Below are 23,166 nucleotides of genomic sequence, written 5' to 3'. Positions count from 1 at the left end.
TCACGCGATTGCGCGGTTCAGGTGTTTGTTTTTTAGGCAATAATCCGCTCACGCAACGAGGTGAATCGCCTCGTCGATATCGGAAATTTATCCGCATGGGATTGGTCGCCCTCAGGAGCCCAGAGGTTACGCCTTCCCCGATTATGGTCAACCGGATTCAACGCCTGATTCTGGAGATTCTTCGCTTGACACGAGAAATCCGTGATCGGATCGAAGCTTGCCATTTACGACGATTTTGCGCGCTTCAAAACAGTCTCTTTTTGCGACAAAACCGACCCGTTTCACGAACCGCAATTCCGGTTTGTCAATGAGCACTCGCTCATCCGTATCAGGAATAAAATATCAATGGCCTAGACCTCAAGCACCGCGCCGCGGAGCGCGCCTGCCAGAGCCAGACGGAGCCCGGCCAAAAAAAATGCGCCCGGAACGTGTGTTCCGGGCGCATTGCATTTTTCGTCGTTTCAGCGACAGCCGATCAGGCCGACATCGCCTTCACGCGGGCCGACAGACGCGACACTTTGCGCGAGCCGGTGTTCTTGTGAAACACGCCATTGGAGACAGCGCGCATCATTTCCGACTCTGCCTTCACCAGGGCCGTCTTGGCCTCGGCCTGGTTGCCGGCCGAGATCGCCAGCTCAACCTTCTTCACGAAAGTCCGGACGCGCGAGCGGCGCGCCTTATTGACAGCCGTGCGGCGCGCAATCTTGCGAACCATCTTCTTGGCCGAGTTTGTGTTGGCCATGGATCCTAACCTCTTCATGCGGCCGGGCGCTCAAGGCGACCGGCGAAATCCGTGAGCGGCGGCGTATAGGCCCTTGCAGCCGGGCCGTCAACCGCCGTAGTGCGCTTTCATCGCTAGCGGTGCTTGAAATGCGGAGCGCGCTTCTCGGCAAATGCCGCCATGCCCTCTCGCTGGTCTTCCAGGGAAAATTGCGACTGGAAGACACGGCGCTCGAACAGAACACCTTCCGTGAGGCCGACCTCGAAGGACCGGTTGATCGCTTCCTTGGTCATCATGGCGACAGGAAGCGACTTGGTCGCGATCGCTTCAGCCGCCTCCATGACCGTGTCCATCAGGTCGTCAGCCGGCACGACGCGCGAGACCAGCCCGGCACGCTCGGCTTCTTCGGCGTCCATCATCCGGCCCGTGAGACACAGATCCATGGCCTTGGCCTTGCCAACAGCGCGCGGCAGGCGTTGCGTTCCGCCGGAGCCCGGCATGACGCCAAGATTGATTTCCGGCTGGCCGAACTTCGCAGTCTCGGACGCGATGATGAAATCGCACATCATGGCGATCTCGCACCCTCCGCCCAGCGCATAGCCGGACACCGCCGCGATGATCGGCTTGCGGAAACGAGCAACGGACTCCCAGGTCTGGGCGAACGGATCGTTCAGATAGAGGCTGACCTGGTCGCGGCTCTGCAATTCCTTGATATCCGCGCCTGCGGCGAAGGCCTTGCGCGAGCCGGTCAGCACGACGCAGCCGATATCCTCGTCGCGCTCGAAAGCCGCCAAAGCCTCGGAGAGCTCGCCGGTCAGAGCGTCGCACAGCGCGTTCAGCGCCTCGGGGCGGTTCAGCGTGATGACGCCGACCCGTCCCTCGGTCTTAACCTGTATCGTCTTGTAGGCCATTCGGCACTCCATGTGACGGCGCGGAAACCCCCGCGCGGGAAAAATCCGCGCCGCTATAACGCACGGTGGCGCGAGCGTCGATACCGGCAGGTTCGCCGGAGTCACCCGCTCGCGCCTCCAGTCCGCGATCCGCTATTGCCGGACGACCTCATAGCCCTGGCCGCGCAGCAGCTCGATCACACCTTCATCGCCGGGCAGGTGCCCCGCACCGACCGCGATGAAGACCGTGCCCTCCCCGTCGAGGATCGCCTCGATCTGCGGGATCCAGTTGCGATTGCGCTGGACGATGACCGCCTCGTAAACTTCCGGCTCGTCCTCACGCATATCACCGTTGACGTACTGGTCGAGCGCTTCGACATCGCCGGTCGCCCAAGCCCGCACCATGTCGTCGACTTCCTGTGGCAAATCTTCCAGTTCGTGCAGCGTCTCCGCGAAACCACGAACCTGAACCTCTTCGGGAATACCGGCGAGGAAGCCGATTTGCTCGGCGGCGGTTTCGAAATAGCCAAACTCGGTGCCGGTGCCGTCAACGCGAGCGATCAGCTGCATCTCGGTTCCGGCTGCCGGGTTGAAGCCCATCTGCTGGATCCTGGCGACACTGAGCATGAGCTGGGCAAGCCAGGGGCGCAGCGGGTCCAGTGCCGCCGGCGCAGCCCCAACACTCGGAGCGACCTCGGCGAGAAGCTCGCGCGTCTCCTCGTCCAGCATCGACGACAGCGTCACGCCTTGCGGATTGAGGCCGTATTGCGGGATGAGCGCCTGCATCTGGGCCTGGGCCTCGGGGCTGTGCACATCGGCTTCCAGATAGAGGGTCTGCGCAGAGTCGACCGCCTCCATCAGGGCATCGGTCTGCCAGTCCAGCGTATCAGGCAGAATATGGAAAGTGCCGAAGATGTAGACGTCCGAGTCCGCGTCAGAAACACGCCACAGCGCCGGGTCTGCCTGAACGTCCGAATAGTCGATGGCAGCGGGCTGGGCCTGCGCCATGGTAGCACTGGCCAGGAACCCGGCCAGAACGGCGGTTCCGGCTGCGAGCGCAGGACGCATGCGGGTCAGTCGGGAAACAGGAAGCATGAGGTCTTTCTCCTTGGAGCGCAGATCAATGACAGGTTTTCTAGGCAAGATCGCGGCACGTGTTATCCGGGATTGTCCGAACAGCGGTCCCCACGTGACCGCACCATCACAGACAGCGCAACCAAAATTAGCGCTGGCATGACGGGCAGAAGAAGGTTGATCGCGAAGACTGCACGATCCGGCCGATCGTACCGGAGCACCCCTCGGTCACACATGCTTCGCCTTCGCGTCCATAGGCCCGGAAGCGGTGCTGAAAATAACCCAGCGCGCCATCAGCCGCCGCGAAATCGCGCAAGGTCGATCCGCCTGCAGCAATCGCTTCGTCGATCACGCTTCGAACCACAGGGGCCAGCCGTTCTGCCCGCCGCCCCGGAATACTGGAAGCCAGTCGCCGCGGACTGATACCCGACCGGTGCAGCGCCTCGCAGACATAGATATTGCCCAGACCTGCGACGATTTTCTGGTCCAGCAGCGCCGTCTTGATCGGCGTCCGCCGGCCCGCCAAGGCTTCCGAAAGGTAGGCGCCCGAGAAACGGTTTTCATTGGGCTCCGGGCCAAGCCCGGCCAGATAGGGGCTATCGCTATCCCGCTCGAACAAGTCCATGAAGCCGAAGCGGCGGGGGTCATTGTAGCGGATCGTCACCCCGCCCTCGATGCACAGAACCACATGGTCGTGGCGAGGGTTCGCCGGCGCGGCATGCACGAAATCGCCCGGCTGCACCGCACCCTGTTCCGCCTCGATCGAATAGCGCCCGGACATGCCCAGATGCGAGAGCAGAGTGAGCTCGCCTTCCAGGCGGATCAGCAGGTATTTGGCGCGGCGGTCGATGCGGACCACCCGGCAGCCGGTCAGCCTGTCGGCAAAGCCGGCGGGAAACGGGAAACGCAGATCGGCCCGGTTCTGCTGTACAGACAGGATCCGGCGTCCTTCCAGGGCCGGTACAAGACCGCGTCTTACGGTTTCAACCTCGGGAAGTTCGGGCATATCGATCCGTCCTTTCGGCCTGTATCGCCCCGTTCCGGCCTTGCGGGCAAGCGCGCTCCCGCTGCGACACTGCGAACCGCCCGGGCCGCTTTATCCGCATCGCGCCCGGGTTTATGGTCGCGGCCATGACCGAGACCCAGACCCATTCCACCGTTTCCTTCGGCTTCAACGATGTGGCGCGCGAGGACAAGGCCGGCCTTGTGCGCGGCGTGTTCGATCGTTCGGCGCGGCGCTACGACTTGATGAACGACCTGATGTCGGTCGGAGTGCACCGGGTGTGGAAAGATATGGTGATCACACGCGCCAATCCGCAGCCGGGAGAGCGCCTGATCGATGTCGCCGGCGGCACGGGTGACCTTGCACGCAGCTTCCTGGCGAAGGCCGATCGCGCGGCTGCCCGCCGCGGCGACCCGAGGTATGCCGAAGCCATTGTGCTGGACATCAACGAGCAGATGTTACGCGCCGGCGTGAAGCGCGGCGTGTCGGCCCGGCAGTCCGGCCGCATCCGGTGGGTGACCGGCAATGCCGAATGCCTGCCTCTGCCCGACCGCTCGGCGCACTGCGTGACGATCTCGACGGGGATCCGCAATGTCACCGAGCGGCTTGCGGCACTCAAGGAGATGCGGCGCGTGCTCAAACCCGGCGGCCGTTTCCTCTGCCTCGAATTCACGCGGCCGACGAGCCGGGCCTGGGAAAAGATCTACGACGCCTGGTCGTTCAACGTGATCCCCGAACTCGGCGCCCACATCGCCAAGGATCGCGAAAGCTATCAGTATCTGGTGGAGTCGATCCGGCGCTTCCCCGATCAGGAAACATTTGCCGCGGAACTGCGCGAGGCCGGTTTCAACCGCGTCGGTTATACCAATTTTTCCGGCGGCATAGCGGCTCTTCACACGGGCTGGGCCTAGATGTCGTCCGTTGCGCCGGCCCGCTTGCGACGCAACCAGGTCTTGGCGGCTTTCACTGTGTCAAAGATTTCGAGGTCCGGAACGTAGGCATCACGGCCGAAATTGACCCAGTACTCAACCAGCGGCTTCTGGACCGAATTTCCGCAGACCTGGGCGGAGAAGTTCGGCGTATCGCCATAATGTTCGGCAATAAACGCGACCAGATCGTCCCGGACCCTCCGGAAATCCTCGGCCGTGAGACCGCCCAGCAACCCGTCATCATACACCACGATCCGATCGCAATGCGGCGTCCAGCCCGGCATCGCCACCAGGCGCTGCATGACGTCGAGCGCATCCTCGATCACTACCTCATCGTGGTAGCGAATGACGGCCCACTGGTTTTCCCGGTCGAGGTCAATTGTATGTTTCACAGCACAACAATCGGATACCCTTTGCGCGCAGGCAAGCATTCTTGCTGGCAGCCTGCCGCGCGACTTCACGCCACGCTCGCCAAACGGCGCTGCAGACACTAAACCGGCTTTCGATGCTTGCCTCCCTCGCCTCCTTTTTCCGTCTTGTGCGCGCCCTGGTCACCCTGGCGCGGCACGACGCGATCCTGCCGGCCGAATACCAGGCGGTCTATCCGGCCTCGGCGCGCATGCTGGGCCGGATGACGCGCCTGTTTGCGCGGCGTGGCGGTGCCGATAATCCCGGCGAACGCCTCGCCCGGGCCCTGGAGTCTCTGGGACCGTCTTATGTGAAGTTCGGCCAGATCCTCGCCACACGCGGCGATGTCGTCGGCGAGCGCTTTGCGCGCGGTCTGGCCCGCCTGCAGGACAAGATGCCACCCTTCGGCGATGCCGAAGCCCGCAAGGTCCTGGCAGAGGAATTCGGCGCGCCGGCCGAGGAACTGTTCGCCGAGCTGGGCCCGCCGGTCGCGGCGGCCTCGATCGCACAGGTCCACAAAGCCCGCACGGCCGACGGACGCGACGTTGCCGTCAAAATTCTTCGGCCCGACGTGGAGCGCCGCATTGCGCGCGACATCCGGACACTCTCACTCGGCGCGTCACTGGCCGAGCGTTTCGCCCCGGCTTCACGCCGCCTCGAGCCGCGCAAATTCGTCGACACTGTGTCCCGTTCGCTGATGGTCGAGACCGATCTGCGTCTCGAGGCCGCCGCAGCGTCCGAACTCTCTGAAGCCGCAGCCGTCGCCGAGGGCTACCGTATTCCGGCGGTCGACTGGTCACGTTCCAGCAAGCGTGTCCTGACCACGCAATGGATCGATGCCATTCCGCTGTCCGATATCGAGCGCGTGGCGGGGAGCGATCTGGACCGGCCTGCCCTGGCGACACGCCTCACCCGGGCCTTCCTGGCGACCGCCCTCGATCGCGGCGTGTTTCATGCCGACATGCACGCCGGCAATCTCTTCGCTGCGGAGGACGGTACCGTCTGGGCTGTCGATTTCGGGATCATGGGGCGGATCGGTCGGGCCGAACGGCGCTTCCTCGCCCTCATCCTTCACGGCTTCCTGACCCGCGACTACACGGCCGCCGCCCGCGCCCATTTTGCGGCCGGCTATGTGCCGCAGCATCATTCGGTAGAGGACTTCGCCAGCGCGCTGCGCGCCGTCGGCGAGCCGATCTTCGGCAAGCGGGCCGACGAAGTGCCGATGTCGCGCGTGCTGCTGCAGCTCTTCGAGATCACAGACCTGTTCGACATGCGCCTGCGCCCGGAACTCGTCATGCTGCAGAAAACGATGGTCCAGTGCGAGGGCGTCGCCCGCCAGCTCGACCCCAAGCACGACATGTGGGGCGCTGCGGCGCCGGTGGTCGAACGCTGGATGAAGCGCGAACTGGGTCCTGAAGGCCGCATCCGCGATCTGGGCGAAGATCTGCAACGCCTGCGCGATGCCGCCCGCCAGCTGCCTCGCGCCATCGATGACTGGGCCGAGGTCGGTGCGATGCTGAAGGCCGGCGAGCTGAAGCTGGGCGGCGGTCCGCGTATCCGCCCGTGGGCCCTGCGCATTGCCTGGCTGACCGCCGCGGCAGCGGCCGGTGCCTTTGCCGCACAGGCTCTGTTCTAGTTCGCTCGCGGCGAGTTGAGTGGCCCGGCACACCCTTGCTCTTGGGATTTGCGCCCGGAGGCGCTACCTGTCTTCCCGTCCTGACGGGAGATGAGCCTTGTCCAGTCCGCGCATCCTGCTGATCATCGGCGGCGGTATCGCCGCCTACAAATCCCTCGAACTCATCCGCGACCTGAAACGCCGGGGGATTGGCAGCCGCTGCATCCTGACCAAGGCCGGCGCTGAATTCGTCACGCCGCTAAGCGTTTCCGCGCTGTCGGGCGAGAAGGTCTATGCCGACCTGTTCGATCTCACGGACGAGGCGGAGATGGGACATATCGAGCTATCCCGGTCGGCGGACCTCGTTGTCGTCGCTCCGGCCACCGCCGACCTGATGGCCAAGGCCGCCACGGGGATGGCCAATGATCTGGCCTCCACCACGCTGCTCGCCACAGACAAGCCCGTCCTGATGGCGCCCGCGATGAATGTGCGCATGTGGCTGCATCCGGCCACCCAAAGAAATCTGGCGACGCTGACGGGCGACGGCGTTCATTTCATCGGTCCGGACGAGGGCGACATGGCTTGCGGGGAATACGGGCCGGGCCGTATGGCCGAGCCGGGGACGATTGCCGGCAAGATCGAGAGCCTGCTGAATGTCTGAGCCGCTGGCCGGCCGCCACGTCCTGGTCACGGCCGGACCGACGCGCGAACCGATCGATCCCGTGCGCTTCATCTCCAACCACTCCTCCGGCAAGCAGGGTTATGCCATTGCCGCGGCCTGCGCCGCGCTGGGCGCGCGGGTGACGCTGGTCGCCGGACCGACCGCCCTGGCCGACCCGGACGGCGTGACGACGATCCATGTGGAAACGGCGCGCGACATGCTCGAGGCTGTCGAGATGGCCCTGCCTGCAGACGTCTTCATCGCCGTGGCCGCCGTGGCCGACTGGCGCCCGGCCCAGCCCTCCGACCGCAAGCTGAAACTGGACAAGGCCAGTTTCTCCAGCCTGCCGCTGGTCGAGAATCCGGACATACTGAAAACCATATCCCGCCGCGACACAGACCGCCCGGGCCTGGTCATCGGCTTTGCTGCCGAGACCCACGATGTCGAAGCGCTCGCCCGCGCCAAGCGCGAGCGCAAGGGGTGCGACTGGATCGTCGCCAATGACGTTTCCGGCGATGTGATGGGCGGTGCAGAGAACGCCGTCCTGCTGGTCACCGCCGAAACGTCCGAGGCGTGGGAGCGCGCGCCCAAGGGCGTGATTGCGGAAAAGCTGGCAAACCGCATCGCCACAGCCCTCGCCTGACTTGCCTCGCACCGCGACGCATCGGAAAACAGGGCAGCATCCAGACCATGAGGGCCGCCGCACATGACCGTATTCGTTCGCATCAAACCGCTTGAGCACTATGAAGGCCTCGCCCTGCCGGCCTATGAGACGGCCCAGTCTGCCGGCATGGACCTGCGCGCCGCAGTCGCCGGAGACGCGCCCGTCACCATTCCGCCGGGCGAGTGGCGGCTGATCCCGGTGGGGATCGCCATTGCCCTGCCGGCCGGCTACGAGGCCCAGGTGCGTCCGCGTTCGGGCCTGGCTGCCAAGTTCGGCATTTCCTGCGTCAACACGCCGGGTACGGTGGACGCCGACTATCGCGGCGAGATCCGCGTCAACCTGATCAATCACGGCAAGGCCGATTTCGTCGTCAATCGCGGCGACCGCATCGCCCAGATGATCATCGCCCCGGTGACCCAGGCCCTCTGGGAAGTCGCCGACACGCTCGACGAAACTGCGCGCGGCGAGGGCGGTTTCGGATCGACCGGCGTTTAGACATGGACTTTTCCGGTACCGACTGGTCCAGCCTCTCGCATTGCTTCGGCTCTGCGACCGACGTTCCTGAAAAGCTGGCAGAACTGTACGCTCGCCAGACACCGAACGCCGGTGCGGACGACGAACTATGGGAGTGGATACTGACCACGCTGGTCCATCAAGGCGTCGTCTACAGCGCTACGTTGGCCGCAACGCCTTACCTGATGGATATATGCGAAAGCAAAGCCCCGCTCCTTCAGTTTGATTTTGTCTGGTTCGTGGGATGGGTCGAGCACTGCCGACAACTACGCGGTTTTCAGCTTCCGGCAGATCTGAAACACCCCCATCTCGACGCACTTCACCGATGCGAGGGAATAGCGATTGCCCTGCTGGCGCGCGACTGGGATGAGTATCGACTTGCCGGTCTCTTCCAGACCATCTCAACATGCAAGGGCCTGACGCGGCTCTCGCGACAACTCTGCCTGCTGGATTGCATTCCCGAAGAAGACTTGGCGATTTGACCGAGACCGCGGACAGAATTCCAATATCCCATCGCGAACAACGATTGATCAGGGAATCCAGAAAATGACCGACCAACCCGGACGCGGACGCGTCTACGCCTCTATCGCCGACACGGTCGGCAGCACACCCCTCGTCGAGATGAGCGGGCTGGCAAAGGCCCATGGCGTGAAGGCCCGCATCCTCGCCAAGCTGGAATTCTTCAACCCGCTGGCCAGCGTCAAGGACCGGATCGGCGTGGCGATGATCGATGCGCTGGAAGCCGCCGGCAAGCTGGGCGAGGGCGCGGTGATGGTCGAACCGACCTCGGGCAATACCGGGATCGGGCTCGCGTTCGTCGCCGCTGCGCGCGGTCACAAGCTGATCCTCACCATGCCGGAATCGATGTCGATCGAGCGCCGCAAGCTGCTGAAATATCTTGGTGCCGAGCTGGTTCTCACCGAGGCGGCCAAAGGCATGAAGGGCGCCATCGTCAAGGCCCAGGAAATCATCGACGCCACGCCCGGCGCGGTGATGCCGAGCCAGTTCGCCAACCCGGCCAATCCGGAGATTCACCGCAAGACGACGGCGCTGGAGATCTGGAACGATACCGGCGGCGAGGCCGATGTGCTGGTCGCCGGCGTCGGCACCGGTGGCACGATCACCGGCTGCGCCCAGGTGCTCAAAGAGAAGAAGCCCGGCTTCCACGTCGTGGCGGTCGAGCCGGAAGACAGCCCCGTCCTCTCCGGCGGCGATCCCGGTCCGCACAAGATACAGGGCATCGGCGCGGGCTTCGTGCCGTCAATCCTTGAGACCGATCTGATCGACGAGATCGTCGCGGTTTCCAATGCCGCCGCCTTCTCCACCGCCCGCGAAGCCGCCCGCACCGACGGCGTGCCCGGCGGCATATCCTCCGGCGCCGCCCTCAAGGCCGCCCTGGAGATCGCCAAACGCCCGGATATGGCCGGCAAGACCATCGTCGTAATCCTCGCCAGCTGTGCGGAACGCTATCTGTCGACCGCGCTGTTCGAGGACGAGTAGGGCCGGACTGCGCAGCCTTCCTCCCTCTCCCTTGGGAGAGGGATCGAGGGAGAGGGGGAAGACACCGTCTTTCGCCCTTCAATCCCTGAACGGGATTTCCCCCTCATCCGCCCTTCGGGCACCTTCTCCCCAGGGAGAAGGGGTTCGGGTGACTGGCTAAGCCTCCACGCTCGCCGGCGCCGGGTCGCAAAAGCTGCGGACGTCGAAAATGCGCGGGTCGGAGATGATGTCGCCGGGGGTCAGCGGGCGCGACAGTTCCAGCCCCTCCAGCGAGCGGGCCCGCGACAGGGCGACATAGGCCTGCCCGTGGGCGAAGAGGCGGCGGGCGAGATCGAGATAGACCTTGTCCAGCGTCAGCCCCTGGGCCTTGTGGATCGTCATCGCCCAGGCCAGGCGTAGTGGATACTGAGTGAAAGACCCCGCCGTCGTCTTGGTCAGCGCCTGGGCTTCCGGATCGAAGGCATAGGCGTTGCGCTCCCATTTCTGGGGTTCGACGGCATGGGTCGTATCGCCGATACGCACCCGCACCGCCTTTTCGTCGAAACCCTCGACCTCCCCCAGCGTGCCGTTGACCCAGCGGCCCGCCGGATCGTTGCGGGTGAGCATGACGCGGGCGCCGATCTTCAGCGTCAGCGGCTCCTCTGCCGGAAACAGCCGCGTGTCGAACTGGCCTTCCACCTTGGCCTCAAACGCCCGTCCCGGTGTGCGCAGGCCTTCCAACCGCGCGGAATTGATCCGCCAGGCGGCCTCATTGGTCGAGGTCAGCACGATGTGGGTCAGCGAGGCTTCCAGACCGGAGCGGCCCGTCACCCGCTCATTCAGCTCCGCCGCCTCGTCGGACGTCAGGTCTCCATCGCGCACGGCATTGAGGATGTTGATGAAATACTCGTCGGTCTGGCGAAAGACCTGCTCAAGCTCGACCAGCGAGAAACCGGCCTGGCGGAAGGGTTCCGGGTTGAAGAAGAAGGGCCCGCCGAACGTGCTCTCCAGATACTCCGCCTCGGCCCCCTGGATCACCGGTGGCAATTGCGCGAGGTCCCCGACAAGCACGATCTGCACGCCGCCAAACGGCTCATCGCGTTCGCGATTGACCCGCAGCGCCTTGTCGATCGCCCACATCATGTCGGCCCGCACCATGGAAATCTCGTCGATCACCAAGGTCTCAAGCGCCTGCACCACGCGGCGGTGACGGACCTTGCGGATATCGCGCGCACCGATCATGCGCGGCGGGAAGTGGAAAAAGGAGTGGATGGTCTGTCCGCCGGCCTGCATCGCCGCCACGCCGGTCGGCGCGATCACCGCGGCACGATTGCCTGCCCGGCGCAGGAATTCACGCATCAGCGTGGTCTTGCCCGTGCCCGCCCGGCCCGTGATGAAGACATTCGGCCGCGTGCCCGTCAGCCAGTCGAGCAGGCGCGATTGCTGGTCGGACAGGGTCGGCTGGACCGAGGCAAGCTGAGAGACGGTGGACATGCCCGCAAACTGGCCGGGTTCGGGCGAAAAGCATAGTGTGAAGCGGCAGCATGCTTGATAACCGCCCGGCAATCCGCCACCTCTCCCGCATGACAAACGAGATCGATATCGAGCGCTTTGCGCGCCACATCGTGCTTCGCGAAATCGGCGGACCGGGCCAGCAGGCTCTGGCGCGCACCCATATTGCCATGATCGGTGCAGGCGGACTGGGCGCACCGGCAGCGCTCTACCTCGCCGCAGCCGGCATCGGCCGCATCACGCTGATCGATCCGGACGGGGTGAGCCTGGACAATCTGCAGCGGCAGATCCTGTTCCGCACAGCGGATGTCGGACGATCCAAGGTAGAGACCGGTGTGCAGGTCCTGAATGCCCTCAATCCCGGCACGGAGGTTGTCGCGATCCGCGAGGCCCTCAACAACAGCAATGCCGGACGTCTGCTGACAGGCGCCGACCTGATACTGGATGGCTGCGACAATTTCGAGACCCGCTTCGCGGTCAATGCGGCCAGCCGCAGGCTGGGCATTCCGCTGGTCTCGGGCGCTGTTGGCCGATGGGACGGGCAGGTTTCACTGTTCAACGCCTCACCGGACGCACCCTGTTACAGATGCTGGGTGCCCGAAATCCCGCCGGACGCCGAGACGTGTGCCCGCGTCGGCATCGTCGGCGCTCTTGTCGGCGTTGTGGGTTCGATCATGGCGCTGGAAGCCATCAAGCACACCTGCATGGCCGGCGACACACTGGACGGGCGTATCTGGCTGTTTGACGGGCTGTCGATGGAAAGCCGGACGGTGAAGCTGCCGCGAGACCCTGACTGTCCGGTGTGCGGCGGCTAGAGATTGTCAGACTGGCGCTGCTCGCTGTGGCGGGCTTTGACCATCAAGGCTGCCCCGCCAGCGGTCGCCGGGACGAGGGTGAAGAGCTGGGACAGGGCAAGATTGCCACTGAGCGCGCCGATCGCTGCCCAGGTCAGCAAGCCGAACAGGATCACGCCAACAGCTGCGAGCCGAAGATGCCCGGCCTCCCACGCGCTCAACACCATGACACTCTCCCCTTCAACGCCTTGCCGTCAGCTGCAGTCCCAGTCCGATGGCAACGCCGGGCGCAAGGCCGAAGGCCAACCCCAGTACGAGATTGGAGGTCGCCAGGCCGATAATCAGCCAGAGCAGCAGGCCGATACCCAGCCCCGCAGCAAATCCCAAGGGGCGTCCCAGGCGGGATCCGAACGGGGCTGGGCCATGCGACCCGGAAGGGGGTGTTTCCGGTTTTGCCATAACATATGATCTAGAGCGTCAAGGCTGACCGGAAACTGGTCACAGGTTTAAATCTTGGTCACGATCCAAGCTTACTCGTAGGCAAACGCGTTGCCGACGGCATCATTGTAGAGTGTCTGCACCATGCGGTCGGTGGAGATGAAACCCCAGTTCCAGTCATCATGCAGATCGGCCAGAGGTTCAGCCGCCCGCACCGCTTCCAGATCGGCACCGCCCTCGACAAGGGTGCGCACCCGGAACGCCGCTTCACGCAACATCTCGATCGAGGCCTGCAGGTCGGCGCGGGTCGAGAGCGGCCCATGGCCCGGAATAATGCGCGTCTCGTCACCGGCGATCTCCATCCCGCGCTCCATGGCCGCGATATAGCCGTCGACCGTGCCGCCGGCCGACAGGTCGATGAAGGGGAAGAGGCCGGAGAACATGACATCGCCCATGTGCAGCACGTCCGCCTCCCGGAAATAGACCAGCGCGTCGCCATCGGTATGAGCGGTGGGCACGTGGGTAACCTCGACCGTTTGCCCGTTCATGTGGAAGGTCAGATCCTCACCGAAAGTGATGATCGGCAGGGTCGCCGGACTTTGTGCCCATTCATCATCGGCATCGGCCAGGCGGCGGCGGATATTGTGATGCGCCGCGATGGTCGAGCCCAGCTCGGCAAAGTGCGCATTGCCGCCGGTATGATCGCCATGCCAGTGCGTGTTGACGATAAAGCGCGGCGCATTCGTGCCGGTAACCGCTACAACGGCCCCCTCGATCACGGACGTTGTGTTCGGCAGCTGGTCGTCGACCATCACCACACCGTCATCGCCCGCGAGCACGGCGAGATTGCCGGCAATGCCGGTCGACATCATGAAGATGCCGTCGCCCATGTCGGTCGTCTCGACCTGGACATCCTCGCTTTGACGCACCCTCACGGTGGCTTCGGCCGCACTGGGCACGACACTTCCTGCAGCCAAAAGCGCCGCAACACTCGTTATCGCAAGACGAAAGCTCATCCTGTCCCTCCCTGGATCGGTGCAGCCGATCCGGCTGCCTGTCTGAAGATATAGGAAGGCGCGCTGCGATTTCACCTTTGCCGGTTTTACACAGCCGGTTCATGCTGGGTGCGCGTTGGGACGCACCGCTTTTACGGCCTGTTCACCGAAGCCGGGCACAGGCTTGGTGGAAGGAGTCCGTTCATGCGCCGCTCGACCATGCTTGCCCTTGCCCTCTCGGCCGCGACACTGGCATCCGCTACCGCGTTTGCTCAGGACGACAATGATCGTGCCGACACGCCGTCAGGCCAGCAGGTACCGCGCTTTGTCAGCCTGAAAGTGGATGTTGCCAACGGCCGTTCCGGACCGTCACGCTCCCACCCCATTGCATGGCGCTATGTACGGGCGGGCCTGCCGATGGAAGTGATCGCGGAAACACCGGACTGGCGCCGTGTCCGAGACCCCGATGGCGAGGTCACCTGGATGCACCGCTCGATCCTGTCCGGCCGCCGTTCGGTCTGGACGCGTGACGAAACGCCCTTGCATGCGCGCGACAACGCAGACTCGGCCGTCGAGGCCATTGCGGAGCCGGGCGTGGTTTTGTCACTCGAACGCTGCCGCACCGGCTGGTGCCGTGTCGAGGCCCAGGGTTATCGAGGCTGGGCAAGGACGGACACGCTGTGGGGCGTGTATCCGGAGGAAAGAGCAGACACCGAGACGCAGACGGGTGACGGCAGCGCCGTCTTGAGCACCACCCGCCCGCGTGATACCGCTCTGCCCTGATCCACCCGGCCGGCCTTCGGACCGGGTCCCAGTGACCAGCCCGGCGGCCACCTTCTTCCGGTCGTACGCGGCGCAACCGATCGGCTACATGACTGAACGCCAAAGCTCTTTCAGCTACGAAGATCTGATTGAATCCAGCGAAGGCCGGATGTGGGGTCCCGAGAACGCCCAGCTCCCTGCACCGCCCATGCTGATGATGGACCGCATCGTCCATATTGACGAAGACGGCGGCGAATACGGCAAGGGCCATATCGTCGCGGAACTGGATATCAACCCCGATCTCTGGTTCTTCGATTGCCACTTCAAGGGCGACCCGGTGATGCCCGGCTGCCTCGGCCTCGACGCCATGTGGCAGCTGGTCGGCTTCTTCCTGTGCTGGAAGGGCAATCCGGGCAAGGGCCGGGCGCTCGGCGTCGGCGAAGTGAAGTTCAAGGGCGAGATCAAGCCGGAGACCAAGAAGGTCCGCTATATCATCGACCTGAAACGCGTCATCCAGCGCCGCCTGATCATGGCCATCGGCGACGGACGTGTCGAAGCCGACGGTAAGACCATATATATAGCGAAAGATCTGCGCGTGGGCCTGTTCAAGCCCGGCGAAATGGCCTCACCCCAGGAGACCTGACATGCGTCGTGTCGTTATCACCGGACTCGGTGTGATTTCTCCCATCGGCAACAATGCCGCGGAAGTCACGCAATCCCTCAGGGATGGCAAGAGCGGCATCGGCCGCATGGACGATTTCGTCAAATACAATTTCAAATGCCATGTCGGCGGCAAGCCGTCGGTCGATCCGGCCGAACACGTCGACAAACGCGTCTACCGCTTCATGTCGGAAGGTGCGGGCTGGAACTATATGGCGATGGAACAGGCCATCGCGGAAGCCGGCCTGGAAGAGAGCGATATCTCCCATCCGCGCACCGGCATCATCATGGGTTCGGGCGGCCCGTCTGCCGGCACGATCGTGAACGCCGCTGACATCACCCGCGACAAGGGTCCGCGCCGCATTGGCCCGTTCGCGGTGCCCAAGGCCATGAGCTCGACGGCCTCGGCCACGCTGGCCACGCCGTTCAAGATCCTCGGCGTGAACTACTCAATCACCTCGGCCTGCACGACCTCCCTGCACTGCATCGGCGCTGCTACCGAGCAGATCCAGTGGGGCAAGCAGGACGTGATGTTTGCCGGTGGTTGCGAGGAAATCCACTGGGCCCTGTCGAACCTGTTCGACGCCATGGGCGCCCTGTCGACCAAGTATAACGAAACCCCGGAACTCGCCTCGCGCGCCTTCGACAAGGACCGTGACGGCTTCGTCGGTGGCTCCGGCGCCGGCGTTGTGGTGCTGGAAGAATACGAGCGGGCCAAGGCGCGCGGCGCCAATATCATCGCCGAAGTGACCGGCTATGCCGCCACATCGGACGGGTATGACATGGTGGCTCCGTCCGGCGAAGGCGCCGAACGCGCCATGAAACAGGCCATCGAACAGGTCGGCAAGCCGATCGACTATCTCAATCCGCACGCCACCTCGACGCCGGTCGGCGATATCGCCGAAATGACTGCGGTGAAGAAGACGTTCGGCGACAATGCCCCGATGATCTCGGCGACCAAGTCGATGACCGGCCACTCCCTGGGCGCTGCCGGCGTGCACGAGCTGGTCTATACCTTGCTGATGATGCGCGGCGGCTTTGTCGCGCCGTCCATCAATGTGGTCGACATGGACCCGGATATCGCGGCGCTGAACCTGCCGATCGTCACCGAGACCCGGGACGCCGATATCAAGGTCGCCATGTCCAACTCCTTCGGCTTTGGCGGCACCAACGGCACCGTCGTCGTCGAAAAAATCTGATAGTGCATCGGAACTCATAAGGGGATCGAGCGATGAGCGAGACCGTGTTTCCGGCCGGAGACCTGATGAAAGGCAAGCGCGGGCTTGTCATGGGTGTGGCCAACAAGAACTCCATCGCCTGGGGCATTGCCCAGCAGCTGGCGGCCCAGGGCGCGGAACTGGCCTTCTCCTACCAGGATGATGCGCTGGAACGGCGTGTGCGTCCGCTGGTGGAAAGCCTGGGCGAGCCCTTCATGATCAAGGCCGACGTCACCGACGACGCCTCGATGGATGCCTGCTTCAAGCAGCTGGAAGACAAGTGGGGCACGATCGACTTCCTGGTCCACGCCATTGCCTTTGCCGGCAAGGACGAGCTGGTCGGTTCCTTTACTGAAAACACCACGCGCGAAGGCTGGCGCAGGGCCATGGAAATCTCGGCCTTCTCCTTCGTCGATGCCGGCAAGCGCGCCAGCCATCTCATGCCGAATGGCGGATCGATGGTGACGCTGACCTATCTCGGCTCCGAACGCGTCGTGCCGTCCTACAATGTCATGGGCGTCGCCAAGGCCGCGCTGGAAGCCTCCACGCGCTACATGGCCCGCGATCTCGGCCCGCGCGGCATCCGCGTCAACGCGCTGTCGGCCGGCCCGATGCGCACCCTGGCCATGGCCGGTATCTCCGGCGGCAAGGCGCTGATGAAGACGGGCCGCGAATGGTCGATGATGAAAGAGGACACCAAGATGGAAGGCGTGGCCGGGGCCGCGCTCTACCTGCTGTCCGATCTCGGCTTCTCCTGCACAGGCGAAACCCTGCACGTCGACGCCGGCTTCCACGCCGTGGCCGTGCCGGACATCGCGGACGAGTAGGTCTCGCGACAATCAGTCAAGAAAGAACCCCGCCGGAGCGCCTCCGGCGGGGTTTTTCATGTCGGGTCCTGGTGCGCTGCGTCAGTCCGCAGCGGCCTCTTCGCCACCGCCCATCGGGTCTTCTTCCGGCATGACCCAGCGGTCCAGCCAGTCGAAGCTTTCGGCGAGCACGTGGAGCACGCTCTCGCGGCCGCGATAGCCATGGCTTTCATAGGGCAGCATGACCAGGCGGGCCGTGCCGGCATTGCCCTTCACGGCGGCGAACATGCGTTCCGACTGGATGGGGAAGGTGCCGGAATTATTGTCCATCTGACCGTGGATCATCAGCATCGGCTCGTCGATCTGGTCGGCCTGCATGAAGGGCGAGAGCTCGAAATAGATGTTCGAGGCTTCCCAGAAAGTGCGGCGCTCGGCCTGGAAGCCGAAGGGCGTCAGGGTGCGGTTATAGGCGCCCGACCGTGCGATACCGGCCCGGAAGATATCCGAATGGGCCAGCAGGTTAGCGGTCATGAAGGCGCCGTAGGAGTGACCGGCAATCGCCAAGCGTTCACCATCGCCGAAGCCCATCTCCACCGTGACGTCACGGGCGGCCTCGGCCGACATGACGAGCTGTTCGATGAAGCTGTCATTCACCGTTTCCGGATCGTCACCGACGATCGGCATGGTGGCGTTCTCCAGCAGGGCATAGCCCTGGGTCACCAGAAAGCGCGGGCTGGTGCCGGCAACGCGGGTGAACTCATAGGGCGAGCCCCGCACCTGGCCGGCGGTTTCAGCATTGTTGAACTCGCGCGGATAGGCCCAGACGACGACCGGCAGCTGGTCGCCTTCCTCATAATCGGCCGGCAGGTAGAGCGTGGCAGACAGCGGTACGCCGTCGGCACGGTCGAAGGTGATCAGCTCGCGCGAGATCGCGTTGAGCTGCGGGTGGGGATTGGGGAAGTCCGTGATCTGCACGGTCTCTTCATCCGCCCGGTGCCAGCGCACATTCGCCGGCGTCTGCGGGTCTTCCCAGGAGGTCAGGAAGGCCGAGGCGTCCGGAGCGGTCAGGCCGATCACTTCCTCGTAATTCTCGCCGGAATTGCGCCAGATCTCCTCGGTCTCGAACGTGTCGAAGCTGACCCGGTTGAGGAAGGGCCGGTCGCCTTCCGGCGTGGCACCGTCACCGGTGAAATACATGTAGCCGTCCGTCACCGCGACAACGCTCTCGCCGAAGCGGTTGCGCGTCATGATCGGCTCGCCCGGATCGGCATAACTGTCCTGGATGTTGCGTTCCTCGGCCAGGCGGGGCTCGACCGAGGGATCGGAGAAGTCGACCAGCCAGCGGCGCACAACCCGCGTATCGCGGTCATATTCGACGGCAAAACCGGTCTCGCCCAGTTCGGTGAATTGTGTGCCGTAATAGCGGTCCTCGGTGCGCAGAAGCTCCACGGGCTCACCGTCGAACGGCGCGTCCAGCGTCCAGACACTGTCGCGCTCATCAGTCTCGACCCGCGGGTCGCCGCCATCCAGGGCTTCGGCCCAGGTTAGGCGGGCTTCATGGGATTCTTGCCAGCCAACGGAGCGGCGGCCGGTCACCACACCACCGATCGGGATATTATCGGCCAGCGGCTGTTCGGCGATCTGGGCGATCTCGTTGCCGTTGAGGTCGATCACGAAGGTCCGGTCGGGAAAACGGCTCCAGGGCACCTGGTAGGAGAAGGGCTGGCGCATTTCGCCGATCAGGATGTAGTCGCCGCCCGGAGCCGGGTCAGCCATGAAGTAGAGGCCCGGCTCGCCGACATTGCGCAGGCCGCGGCCATTGGCGCCGACAATCGCCAGCTGACTGGTCGCCAGCCAGGCGAAGAGCTCGGCATCGTGTTCGTCGTTCAGCAGGTCCTGATAGGTCCGTACCGGCGCTTCATAGCCGCTGGCTTCCTGGATCACCGGACCGGCCGGCACGCGCGGACGCTGCGGCTGGGTACCGCGATCCGGATCGGTCAGGCTGACCAGCAGACGCTCGCCATCGGGCATCCAGGTGAAGGGCGAGAACACCGCATTGACGCCGCGTTCCACGACGGCGCGGGCCCGGGCGCGTTCGACATCGGCGACCCAGATCCCGATCGTGTCATTGCGAGTGACCGTGAAGGCGATCTTCGAGCCGTCCGGCGACCAGGAGATCGAGCTGATACCGGCATCGTCCGGCAGTTCGATCGTGCGCTCTTCCTGCGTCTCCAGATCGATCAGGCTGAGCCCGGTGACCGTGCGCGGACCGTGACGGCCATTCGTGGCGGCATCGAGACGCATGCCGGCGAGGCGTTCCATCGGGCGGGCCAGTTCGGAGACGGGCGGCAGGGCTTCGCGATGCATCAGCAACAGCGTGTCGCGGGCCGGGGAGAGCGAAGTGTAGGGCGCGGGCGCTGCGTCGACGATATCGACAATGTCCTGAGGCGGCAGGCGATAGGCCTCCTGCGCTGCGGCCGGCGCCAAGCCAAAAACGGCCAGCGCCAGGGCCGGCGCGGCACGGCGCAGCGCAATGTGAAGTGCGAGCGGTTTCATGAGGTCTCCCCGTCATCCTGATTGATGACGGGGAGAATAGGGCGAACACCCCGTCCGGTCGCTGAAAATTCCGTAATGTCCGGTCTTCAGCGTACCGGAGCGGACCGCCATTTCAGTCCCATTACGGGCCGGAGTGGCGGGATGCGCCGCAGGATCTCATAACCCGCCACACAGCCTGCTATGGTGACGCCTGCGAGGATGGCGAACTCGACCCAGACATGCAAACCCATGGGCGCAATCCAGTAGCCCGTCAGCACGGTGATCGTCTGATGCAGGATATAATAGGGGAAGATCGCCTCGGTGAGATAACGGCGCACGGGACCGTCGCCAGTGAGATAGCGGCGCGCCAGACCGATCAGCGCCAGAATGGCCAGCCAGCCGTAGAGGATACGGCCCAGGCGGAAGATCCAGCTCAGCCAGGCCTGCCCCTCCCAGTCGGCCTCCGGTCGTTCCAGCCCCCACCAGAGCGCGGCGGCGTAAAGAGCGCAGTAGATCAGGGCCGGGATCAGGATGCGGTCGGCAGCGCGCCAGAAAGCCTCATTCTTCGCGACGGCATAGCCGATCAGCAGGATGGTGAGGCGATGGGCGTGATTGGCCCAGTCCCAATAAAGATTATGAGTCGTCGGAAAATGCGGTTCCAGGAAAATCCGGTAGGCCCAGAAGGGCAGGACGGGGATCAGGGCGAGCAGGATGAGGCCCGTCACGGGACGGTTCAATACCTGCAGCATAGGGCTGACAGAACCGTCGCATAAGGCCCTCATGAGCGGCACAAAGGGTGACAGTATGAGGCAGTAGACGAAAAGATAGACGACGTACCAGAGATGGTTCCACGTCGGCACTTCTATACCACCGATTTCCCACCCGAGGATATATCGCGGCCAGAAGGCGAGAAGCCCCTCCTCGATCACCCCCGCCTGGCGCAGCTGCGCCCAGGTCTGGGGCATGACGACGACGATCATGCCGAACACGATCACCGGCAAGAGCCGCCCTGTGCGATCAAGCGCGAAACGGCCGGCGCCGAGCTTGTCGGAGAGATAGCGGATCGCCACGCCGGAAATGAAGAAGAGCAGGGCCAGCCGCCAGGGATTGAGCAACAGCATGGCGTAGACGGGGCCGTCATTGGCCTGGGTGCTCTTCACATGCCAGTCCCAGGGCACGAAGAACATGCCGATATGGTAGAAGATGAGCAGTCCGAAGGCGATGATGCGCAGCCAGTCGAGATCGTGGCGGCGAGTAGAAGCGGTCCCGGAAACGGGATGGGAGAGCGGCGTCATGGCGATATCCTTTCGCCGCCAGTCTGCATGTCCGCCGCAATCGCCCCAGTGGTGCGGGATGATATCCGGACCGGCGGGATAAGCGACTGCAGGGCAGGGACAGGCGGCGGTTCTCCGGGACGAGCGGCGCGCCTGCCTCTTGCGCCGGGCGCGTACAGGGGCAAGAACACGGCATGACCCGGACCGAACGCCAGATCGAGGACGGCACCGACCGGCGCGTTGCGCTGTATGCGGGCCTGTTCACCTGCTCCATGACGCTGGGCCATCTGGCCGTGAATTCGGCGTCCCGGGTGACCGATTTCGAGCGCATCGGCCGGGAAATCGCCCCCGCCTTTTCCTGGTTCATCGAGGCGACCAGCATCGTCTACATCCTGCTGCTCTTCATCGGCCTGATCCTGCTGGAGCGGCGCTTCCCGCTGGCCTCGACCCGCTGGACGGTCGCTATTCCGGTCCACATCGCCGGCGTGCTGGCCTATGCGACGATCCACGTCTTCGCCATGGCCTGGACACGCGAGGCCCTGACCCCGCTGCTGTTCGGCTTCGAGTATCGCTTCTTCGAACACCCGGTGCGCGAATTCGTCTACGAGCTGCGCAAGGATGTGCTGACCTATGCCTCGCATTTCCTGGTCCTGTCCGGCTTCCGGGCGATCGAGACGCACCGGATGGAGGCCATCGGCGCGCGGGCCGAAGCACGCCGGACCCACCGGCTGACCCTGAAATGCGGCGGCCGGATCATCCGGCTGGAAGCGGACCGGTTCGACAGTGCCCGGGCGGCCGGAAACTATGTCGAGGTTCACACGCCCGCCGGCGAACATCTGGCGCGGATTACCCTGTCGGAGCTGGAAAAACAGCTGACGGAAGCGGGGGTCGACGCGGTGCGCGTACATCGCTCCTGGCTGGTCAATCGCGCCCGGATCGCCGAGATCGCGCCGACCGGCGAAGGCGATGTCGCCATCACGCTGGAGAGCGGCGCGCGGATCCCCGGCAGCCGCCGCTATCGCGACAGGCTGGCCGCAGCCTGAGCCCGCGCCGCGGCGCGGAACAGGGCGGGATCGCTCGGCTGCGGCGCTATACGTCGTCCAGCTCCATCGGCGCACCGGCCGGAAGACGCGCGGCCGACGCCGATGTCGGCGCGGCACGGCGGCGCGGGTCGATCAGGCGGACCGCCCGTGCCTGAGAGTTGATCCGGCTGCCATCCTCCATGTGATCGATCAGCCAGATGAAGTTCTCCCACATGTCGTTTCCGCGCCGGTAGGCATAGCGCCGCGAGAACCGCGTCCCGGTCGCCGCGGACTGCGACACGATCAGATTGAACAGCGTGTTGTAATACAGGATTAAGCGCCGCCGTCGCTGGCGCTGGATGATGTCGTAGTCGTACATGCCCACGCGGATACTGAGCGCGAGGTGCTCGAGATAGGCGATGAGATAACGGCAGACATCGCCGAAGCTCAGCGTCCTGTCGTCGACGACGACCGTCTCGCCCGCTTCCGTGAAGCGGTCAATATCGTCCAAGGTGAAGGTGTGACTGCCCAGCCTGTCCAGACCATCGGGATGCGCCTTGGCGATGAATAGTTTGAGCGCCCGGGCATAGATGCGATGCCGGTCCTCCGAAACCATGCGGGCGAGATATTCGATCGCCGCGGACTGGCGGTCCTTCAGCGCTCCGGTATAGTTCGTGTAAACCCAGCCGATCGACGCCATGATCGCACTTATGAGAATAAAGAGCGGGCCCAGATCGACAGGACGGAAGCCTTCGGCTCCAGTGAGCCTGAAAAAGGCGAGGACGAGGATCAGTATCTGCGGATAGACGATGAGAACGAGACTGCGTTCAAAACGCCGCTTCAGGCTGACCGGCTTTTCCGCACTCCGGAAACGCCAGGCCGCGCGATGGTCCGACATGGACATGTCGATCCAGACACTGGCTATCGCCAGGCCCAGGGGAAACAGGGCCAGCGCAACCCAGAACGGCTCAATCCGCCCGAGGAGATCCTCGGCCACGGGCGGCCAGGTGAGCAGCGCGACGAGGATTCCCGTTGCCACAAGCGCCCGCCACAGGATGGAGGCCCAGGCGCGCAGTGAAAGACCGTAGGTCATGCCGGCGTCTCCCGGCATTGCCATCCGGCGTACTCCGCCCGAGACATGGGCCGGCAAACAGGCCGGATTGCCCCCTCTGTCCGCTCCCCGTCACGGGCCGT

General features: G+C 64.3%; 23 protein-coding genes and 1 pseudogene. 12 read left to right on the top strand and 12 right to left on the bottom strand.

Translation table 11 applies throughout. From position 1 onward, the window contains the following. Nucleotides 1–475 precede the first annotated feature (475 nt). The 4 genes from rpsT to mutM all read right to left on the bottom strand — a co-directional run bounded on the left by rpsT (nucleotide 476) and on the right by mutM (nucleotide 3,691). Nucleotides 476–742, bottom strand: coding sequence for a 30S ribosomal protein S20 (gene rpsT / locus ACXAJV_RS01410; protein ID WP_475081077.1), 267 nt, complete (start codon nucleotides 740–742; stop codon nucleotides 476–478). A 113-nt stretch (nucleotides 743–855) separates the two neighbouring features. Next, the gene (locus ACXAJV_RS01405; RefSeq protein WP_475081074.1) at nucleotides 856–1,632 is read right to left on the bottom strand and encodes an enoyl-CoA hydratase; all 777 of its coding nucleotides are present in this window, start codon (nucleotides 1,630–1,632) and stop codon (nucleotides 856–858) included. Between the two features lie 132 nt (nucleotides 1,633–1,764). After that, nucleotides 1,765–2,706, bottom strand: a complete 942-nt coding sequence (locus ACXAJV_RS01400; RefSeq protein WP_475081072.1) for a TraB/GumN family protein — start codon at nucleotides 2,704–2,706, stop codon at nucleotides 1,765–1,767. Between the two features lie 127 nt (nucleotides 2,707–2,833). Further along, nucleotides 2,834–3,691: a bifunctional DNA-formamidopyrimidine glycosylase/DNA-(apurinic or apyrimidinic site) lyase gene (gene mutM / locus ACXAJV_RS01395; protein ID WP_475081070.1), complete on the bottom strand. Its 858-nt coding sequence runs from the start codon at nucleotides 3,689–3,691 to the stop codon at nucleotides 2,834–2,836. A gap of 125 nt (nucleotides 3,692–3,816) precedes the next feature. Between mutM and ACXAJV_RS01390 the strand changes: the two genes are divergently transcribed. Beyond that, nucleotides 3,817–4,599, top strand: coding sequence for a class I SAM-dependent methyltransferase (locus ACXAJV_RS01390; protein WP_475081068.1), 783 nt, complete (start codon nucleotides 3,817–3,819; stop codon nucleotides 4,597–4,599). On the opposite strand, the gene ACXAJV_RS01385 is transcribed toward ACXAJV_RS01390, so the two are convergent. Next, a complete protein-coding gene (locus ACXAJV_RS01385; RefSeq protein ID WP_475081066.1) occupies nucleotides 4,596–5,009 on the bottom strand; it encodes a hypothetical protein in 414 nt (137 codons plus the stop codon). The genes ACXAJV_RS01390 and ACXAJV_RS01385 overlap by 4 nt on opposite strands. 113 nt (nucleotides 5,010–5,122) lie before the next feature. Here ACXAJV_RS01385 and ubiB point away from each other — a divergent pair, with 113 nt between their 5' ends. From ubiB to cysK, 5 genes and pseudogenes are all read left to right on the top strand, one after another. Further along, the gene (gene ubiB, locus ACXAJV_RS01380) at nucleotides 5,123–6,661 is read left to right on the top strand and encodes a 2-polyprenylphenol 6-hydroxylase (RefSeq protein ID WP_475081064.1); all 1,539 of its coding nucleotides are present in this window, start codon (nucleotides 5,123–5,125) and stop codon (nucleotides 6,659–6,661) included. A 97-nt stretch (nucleotides 6,662–6,758) separates the two neighbouring features. Further along, a pseudogene (coaBC, locus tag ACXAJV_RS01375) lies at nucleotides 6,759–7,944 on the top strand (bifunctional phosphopantothenoylcysteine decarboxylase/phosphopantothenate--cysteine ligase CoaBC). A 63-nt stretch (nucleotides 7,945–8,007) separates the two neighbouring features. Beyond that, nucleotides 8,008–8,460: a dUTP diphosphatase gene (gene dut / locus ACXAJV_RS01370; protein ID WP_475081063.1), complete on the top strand. Its 453-nt coding sequence runs from the start codon at nucleotides 8,008–8,010 to the stop codon at nucleotides 8,458–8,460. A 2-nt stretch (nucleotides 8,461–8,462) separates the two neighbouring features. Next, nucleotides 8,463–8,960: a hypothetical protein gene (locus tag ACXAJV_RS01365; protein WP_475081061.1), complete on the top strand. Its 498-nt coding sequence runs from the start codon at nucleotides 8,463–8,465 to the stop codon at nucleotides 8,958–8,960. Nucleotides 8,961–9,024: 64 nt separating this feature from the next. Beyond that, entirely contained in the window at nucleotides 9,025–9,978 is a 954-nt protein-coding gene (gene cysK / locus ACXAJV_RS01360) for a cysteine synthase A (RefSeq protein WP_475081058.1), read from the top strand. A 156-nt stretch (nucleotides 9,979–10,134) separates the two neighbouring features. Here the strand turns inward: cysK and ACXAJV_RS01355 are convergent, their stop codons facing one another. Then, nucleotides 10,135–11,451, bottom strand: coding sequence for an ATP-dependent DNA helicase (locus ACXAJV_RS01355; protein WP_475081056.1), 1,317 nt, complete (start codon nucleotides 11,449–11,451; stop codon nucleotides 10,135–10,137). Nucleotides 11,452–11,501: 50 nt separating this feature from the next. On the opposite strand from ACXAJV_RS01355, the gene ACXAJV_RS01350 reads away from it, so the two are divergent. After that, nucleotides 11,502–12,284: a HesA/MoeB/ThiF family protein gene (locus tag ACXAJV_RS01350; RefSeq protein WP_475081053.1), complete on the top strand. Its 783-nt coding sequence runs from the start codon at nucleotides 11,502–11,504 to the stop codon at nucleotides 12,282–12,284. Here ACXAJV_RS01350 and ACXAJV_RS01345 read toward each other — a convergent pair. From ACXAJV_RS01345 to ACXAJV_RS01335, 3 genes are all read right to left on the bottom strand, one after another. After that, the gene (locus tag ACXAJV_RS01345; RefSeq protein ID WP_475081051.1) at nucleotides 12,281–12,490 is read right to left on the bottom strand and encodes a hypothetical protein; all 210 of its coding nucleotides are present in this window, start codon (nucleotides 12,488–12,490) and stop codon (nucleotides 12,281–12,283) included. The two genes, ACXAJV_RS01350 and ACXAJV_RS01345, sit on opposite strands and share 4 nt — an antisense overlap. A gap of 13 nt (nucleotides 12,491–12,503) precedes the next feature. Beyond that, the gene (locus ACXAJV_RS01340; protein WP_475081048.1) at nucleotides 12,504–12,650 is read right to left on the bottom strand and encodes a hypothetical protein; all 147 of its coding nucleotides are present in this window, start codon (nucleotides 12,648–12,650) and stop codon (nucleotides 12,504–12,506) included. 143 nt (nucleotides 12,651–12,793) lie between these two features. Beyond that, complete coding sequence (locus tag ACXAJV_RS01335) at nucleotides 12,794–13,717, bottom strand: MBL fold metallo-hydrolase (RefSeq protein ID WP_475081046.1); 924 nt, start codon at nucleotides 13,715–13,717, stop codon at nucleotides 12,794–12,796. A 183-nt stretch (nucleotides 13,718–13,900) separates the two neighbouring features. On the opposite strand from ACXAJV_RS01335, the gene ACXAJV_RS01330 reads away from it, so the two are divergent. The 4 genes from ACXAJV_RS01330 to ACXAJV_RS01315 all read left to right on the top strand — a co-directional run bounded on the left by ACXAJV_RS01330 (nucleotide 13,901) and on the right by ACXAJV_RS01315 (nucleotide 17,162). Continuing rightward, complete coding sequence (locus ACXAJV_RS01330; RefSeq protein ID WP_475081043.1) at nucleotides 13,901–14,479, top strand: SH3 domain-containing protein; 579 nt, start codon at nucleotides 13,901–13,903, stop codon at nucleotides 14,477–14,479. Nucleotides 14,480–14,567: 88 nt separating this feature from the next. Further along, nucleotides 14,568–15,101, top strand: a complete 534-nt coding sequence (gene fabA, locus ACXAJV_RS01325) for a 3-hydroxyacyl-[acyl-carrier-protein] dehydratase FabA (RefSeq protein ID WP_475083269.1) — start codon at nucleotides 14,568–14,570, stop codon at nucleotides 15,099–15,101. 1 nt (nucleotide 15,102) lies between these two features. Beyond that, nucleotides 15,103–16,317 (top strand): beta-ketoacyl-ACP synthase I, encoded by a 1,215-nt coding sequence (fabB, locus tag ACXAJV_RS01320; protein ID WP_475081040.1) that lies wholly within the window; start codon nucleotides 15,103–15,105, stop codon nucleotides 16,315–16,317. Between the two features lie 32 nt (nucleotides 16,318–16,349). Then, the gene (locus ACXAJV_RS01315) at nucleotides 16,350–17,162 is read left to right on the top strand and encodes an enoyl-ACP reductase FabI (RefSeq protein ID WP_475081038.1); all 813 of its coding nucleotides are present in this window, start codon (nucleotides 16,350–16,352) and stop codon (nucleotides 17,160–17,162) included. An 81-nt stretch (nucleotides 17,163–17,243) separates the two neighbouring features. Here the strand turns inward: ACXAJV_RS01315 and ACXAJV_RS01310 are convergent, their stop codons facing one another. Both ACXAJV_RS01310 and ACXAJV_RS01305 read right to left on the bottom strand, forming a co-directional pair. Further along, on the bottom strand, nucleotides 17,244–19,697 hold the full coding sequence (locus ACXAJV_RS01310) for a prolyl oligopeptidase family serine peptidase (RefSeq protein WP_475081035.1): 2,454 nt from the start codon (nucleotides 19,695–19,697) through the stop codon (nucleotides 17,244–17,246). Nucleotides 19,698–19,783: 86 nt separating this feature from the next. Then, the gene (locus ACXAJV_RS01305; protein WP_475081033.1) at nucleotides 19,784–20,971 is read right to left on the bottom strand and encodes an acyltransferase family protein; all 1,188 of its coding nucleotides are present in this window, start codon (nucleotides 20,969–20,971) and stop codon (nucleotides 19,784–19,786) included. 173 nt (nucleotides 20,972–21,144) lie between these two features. On the opposite strand from ACXAJV_RS01305, the gene ACXAJV_RS01300 reads away from it, so the two are divergent. Further along, nucleotides 21,145–21,993, top strand: a complete 849-nt coding sequence (locus ACXAJV_RS01300; RefSeq protein WP_475081030.1) for a LytTR family DNA-binding domain-containing protein — start codon at nucleotides 21,145–21,147, stop codon at nucleotides 21,991–21,993. 46 nt (nucleotides 21,994–22,039) lie between these two features. Here the strand turns inward: ACXAJV_RS01300 and ACXAJV_RS01295 are convergent, their stop codons facing one another. Continuing rightward, nucleotides 22,040–23,065: a hypothetical protein gene (locus ACXAJV_RS01295; RefSeq protein ID WP_475081027.1), complete on the bottom strand. Its 1,026-nt coding sequence runs from the start codon at nucleotides 23,063–23,065 to the stop codon at nucleotides 22,040–22,042. Between the last annotated feature and the right edge of the window lie 101 nt (nucleotides 23,066–23,166).

It is taken from the genome of Maricaulis sp. ABE4_448 (assembly GCF_056160825.1).
Note: the sequence above shows the minus strand (reverse complement) of the source record. Positions and strands in the feature narration are given on the sequence as shown.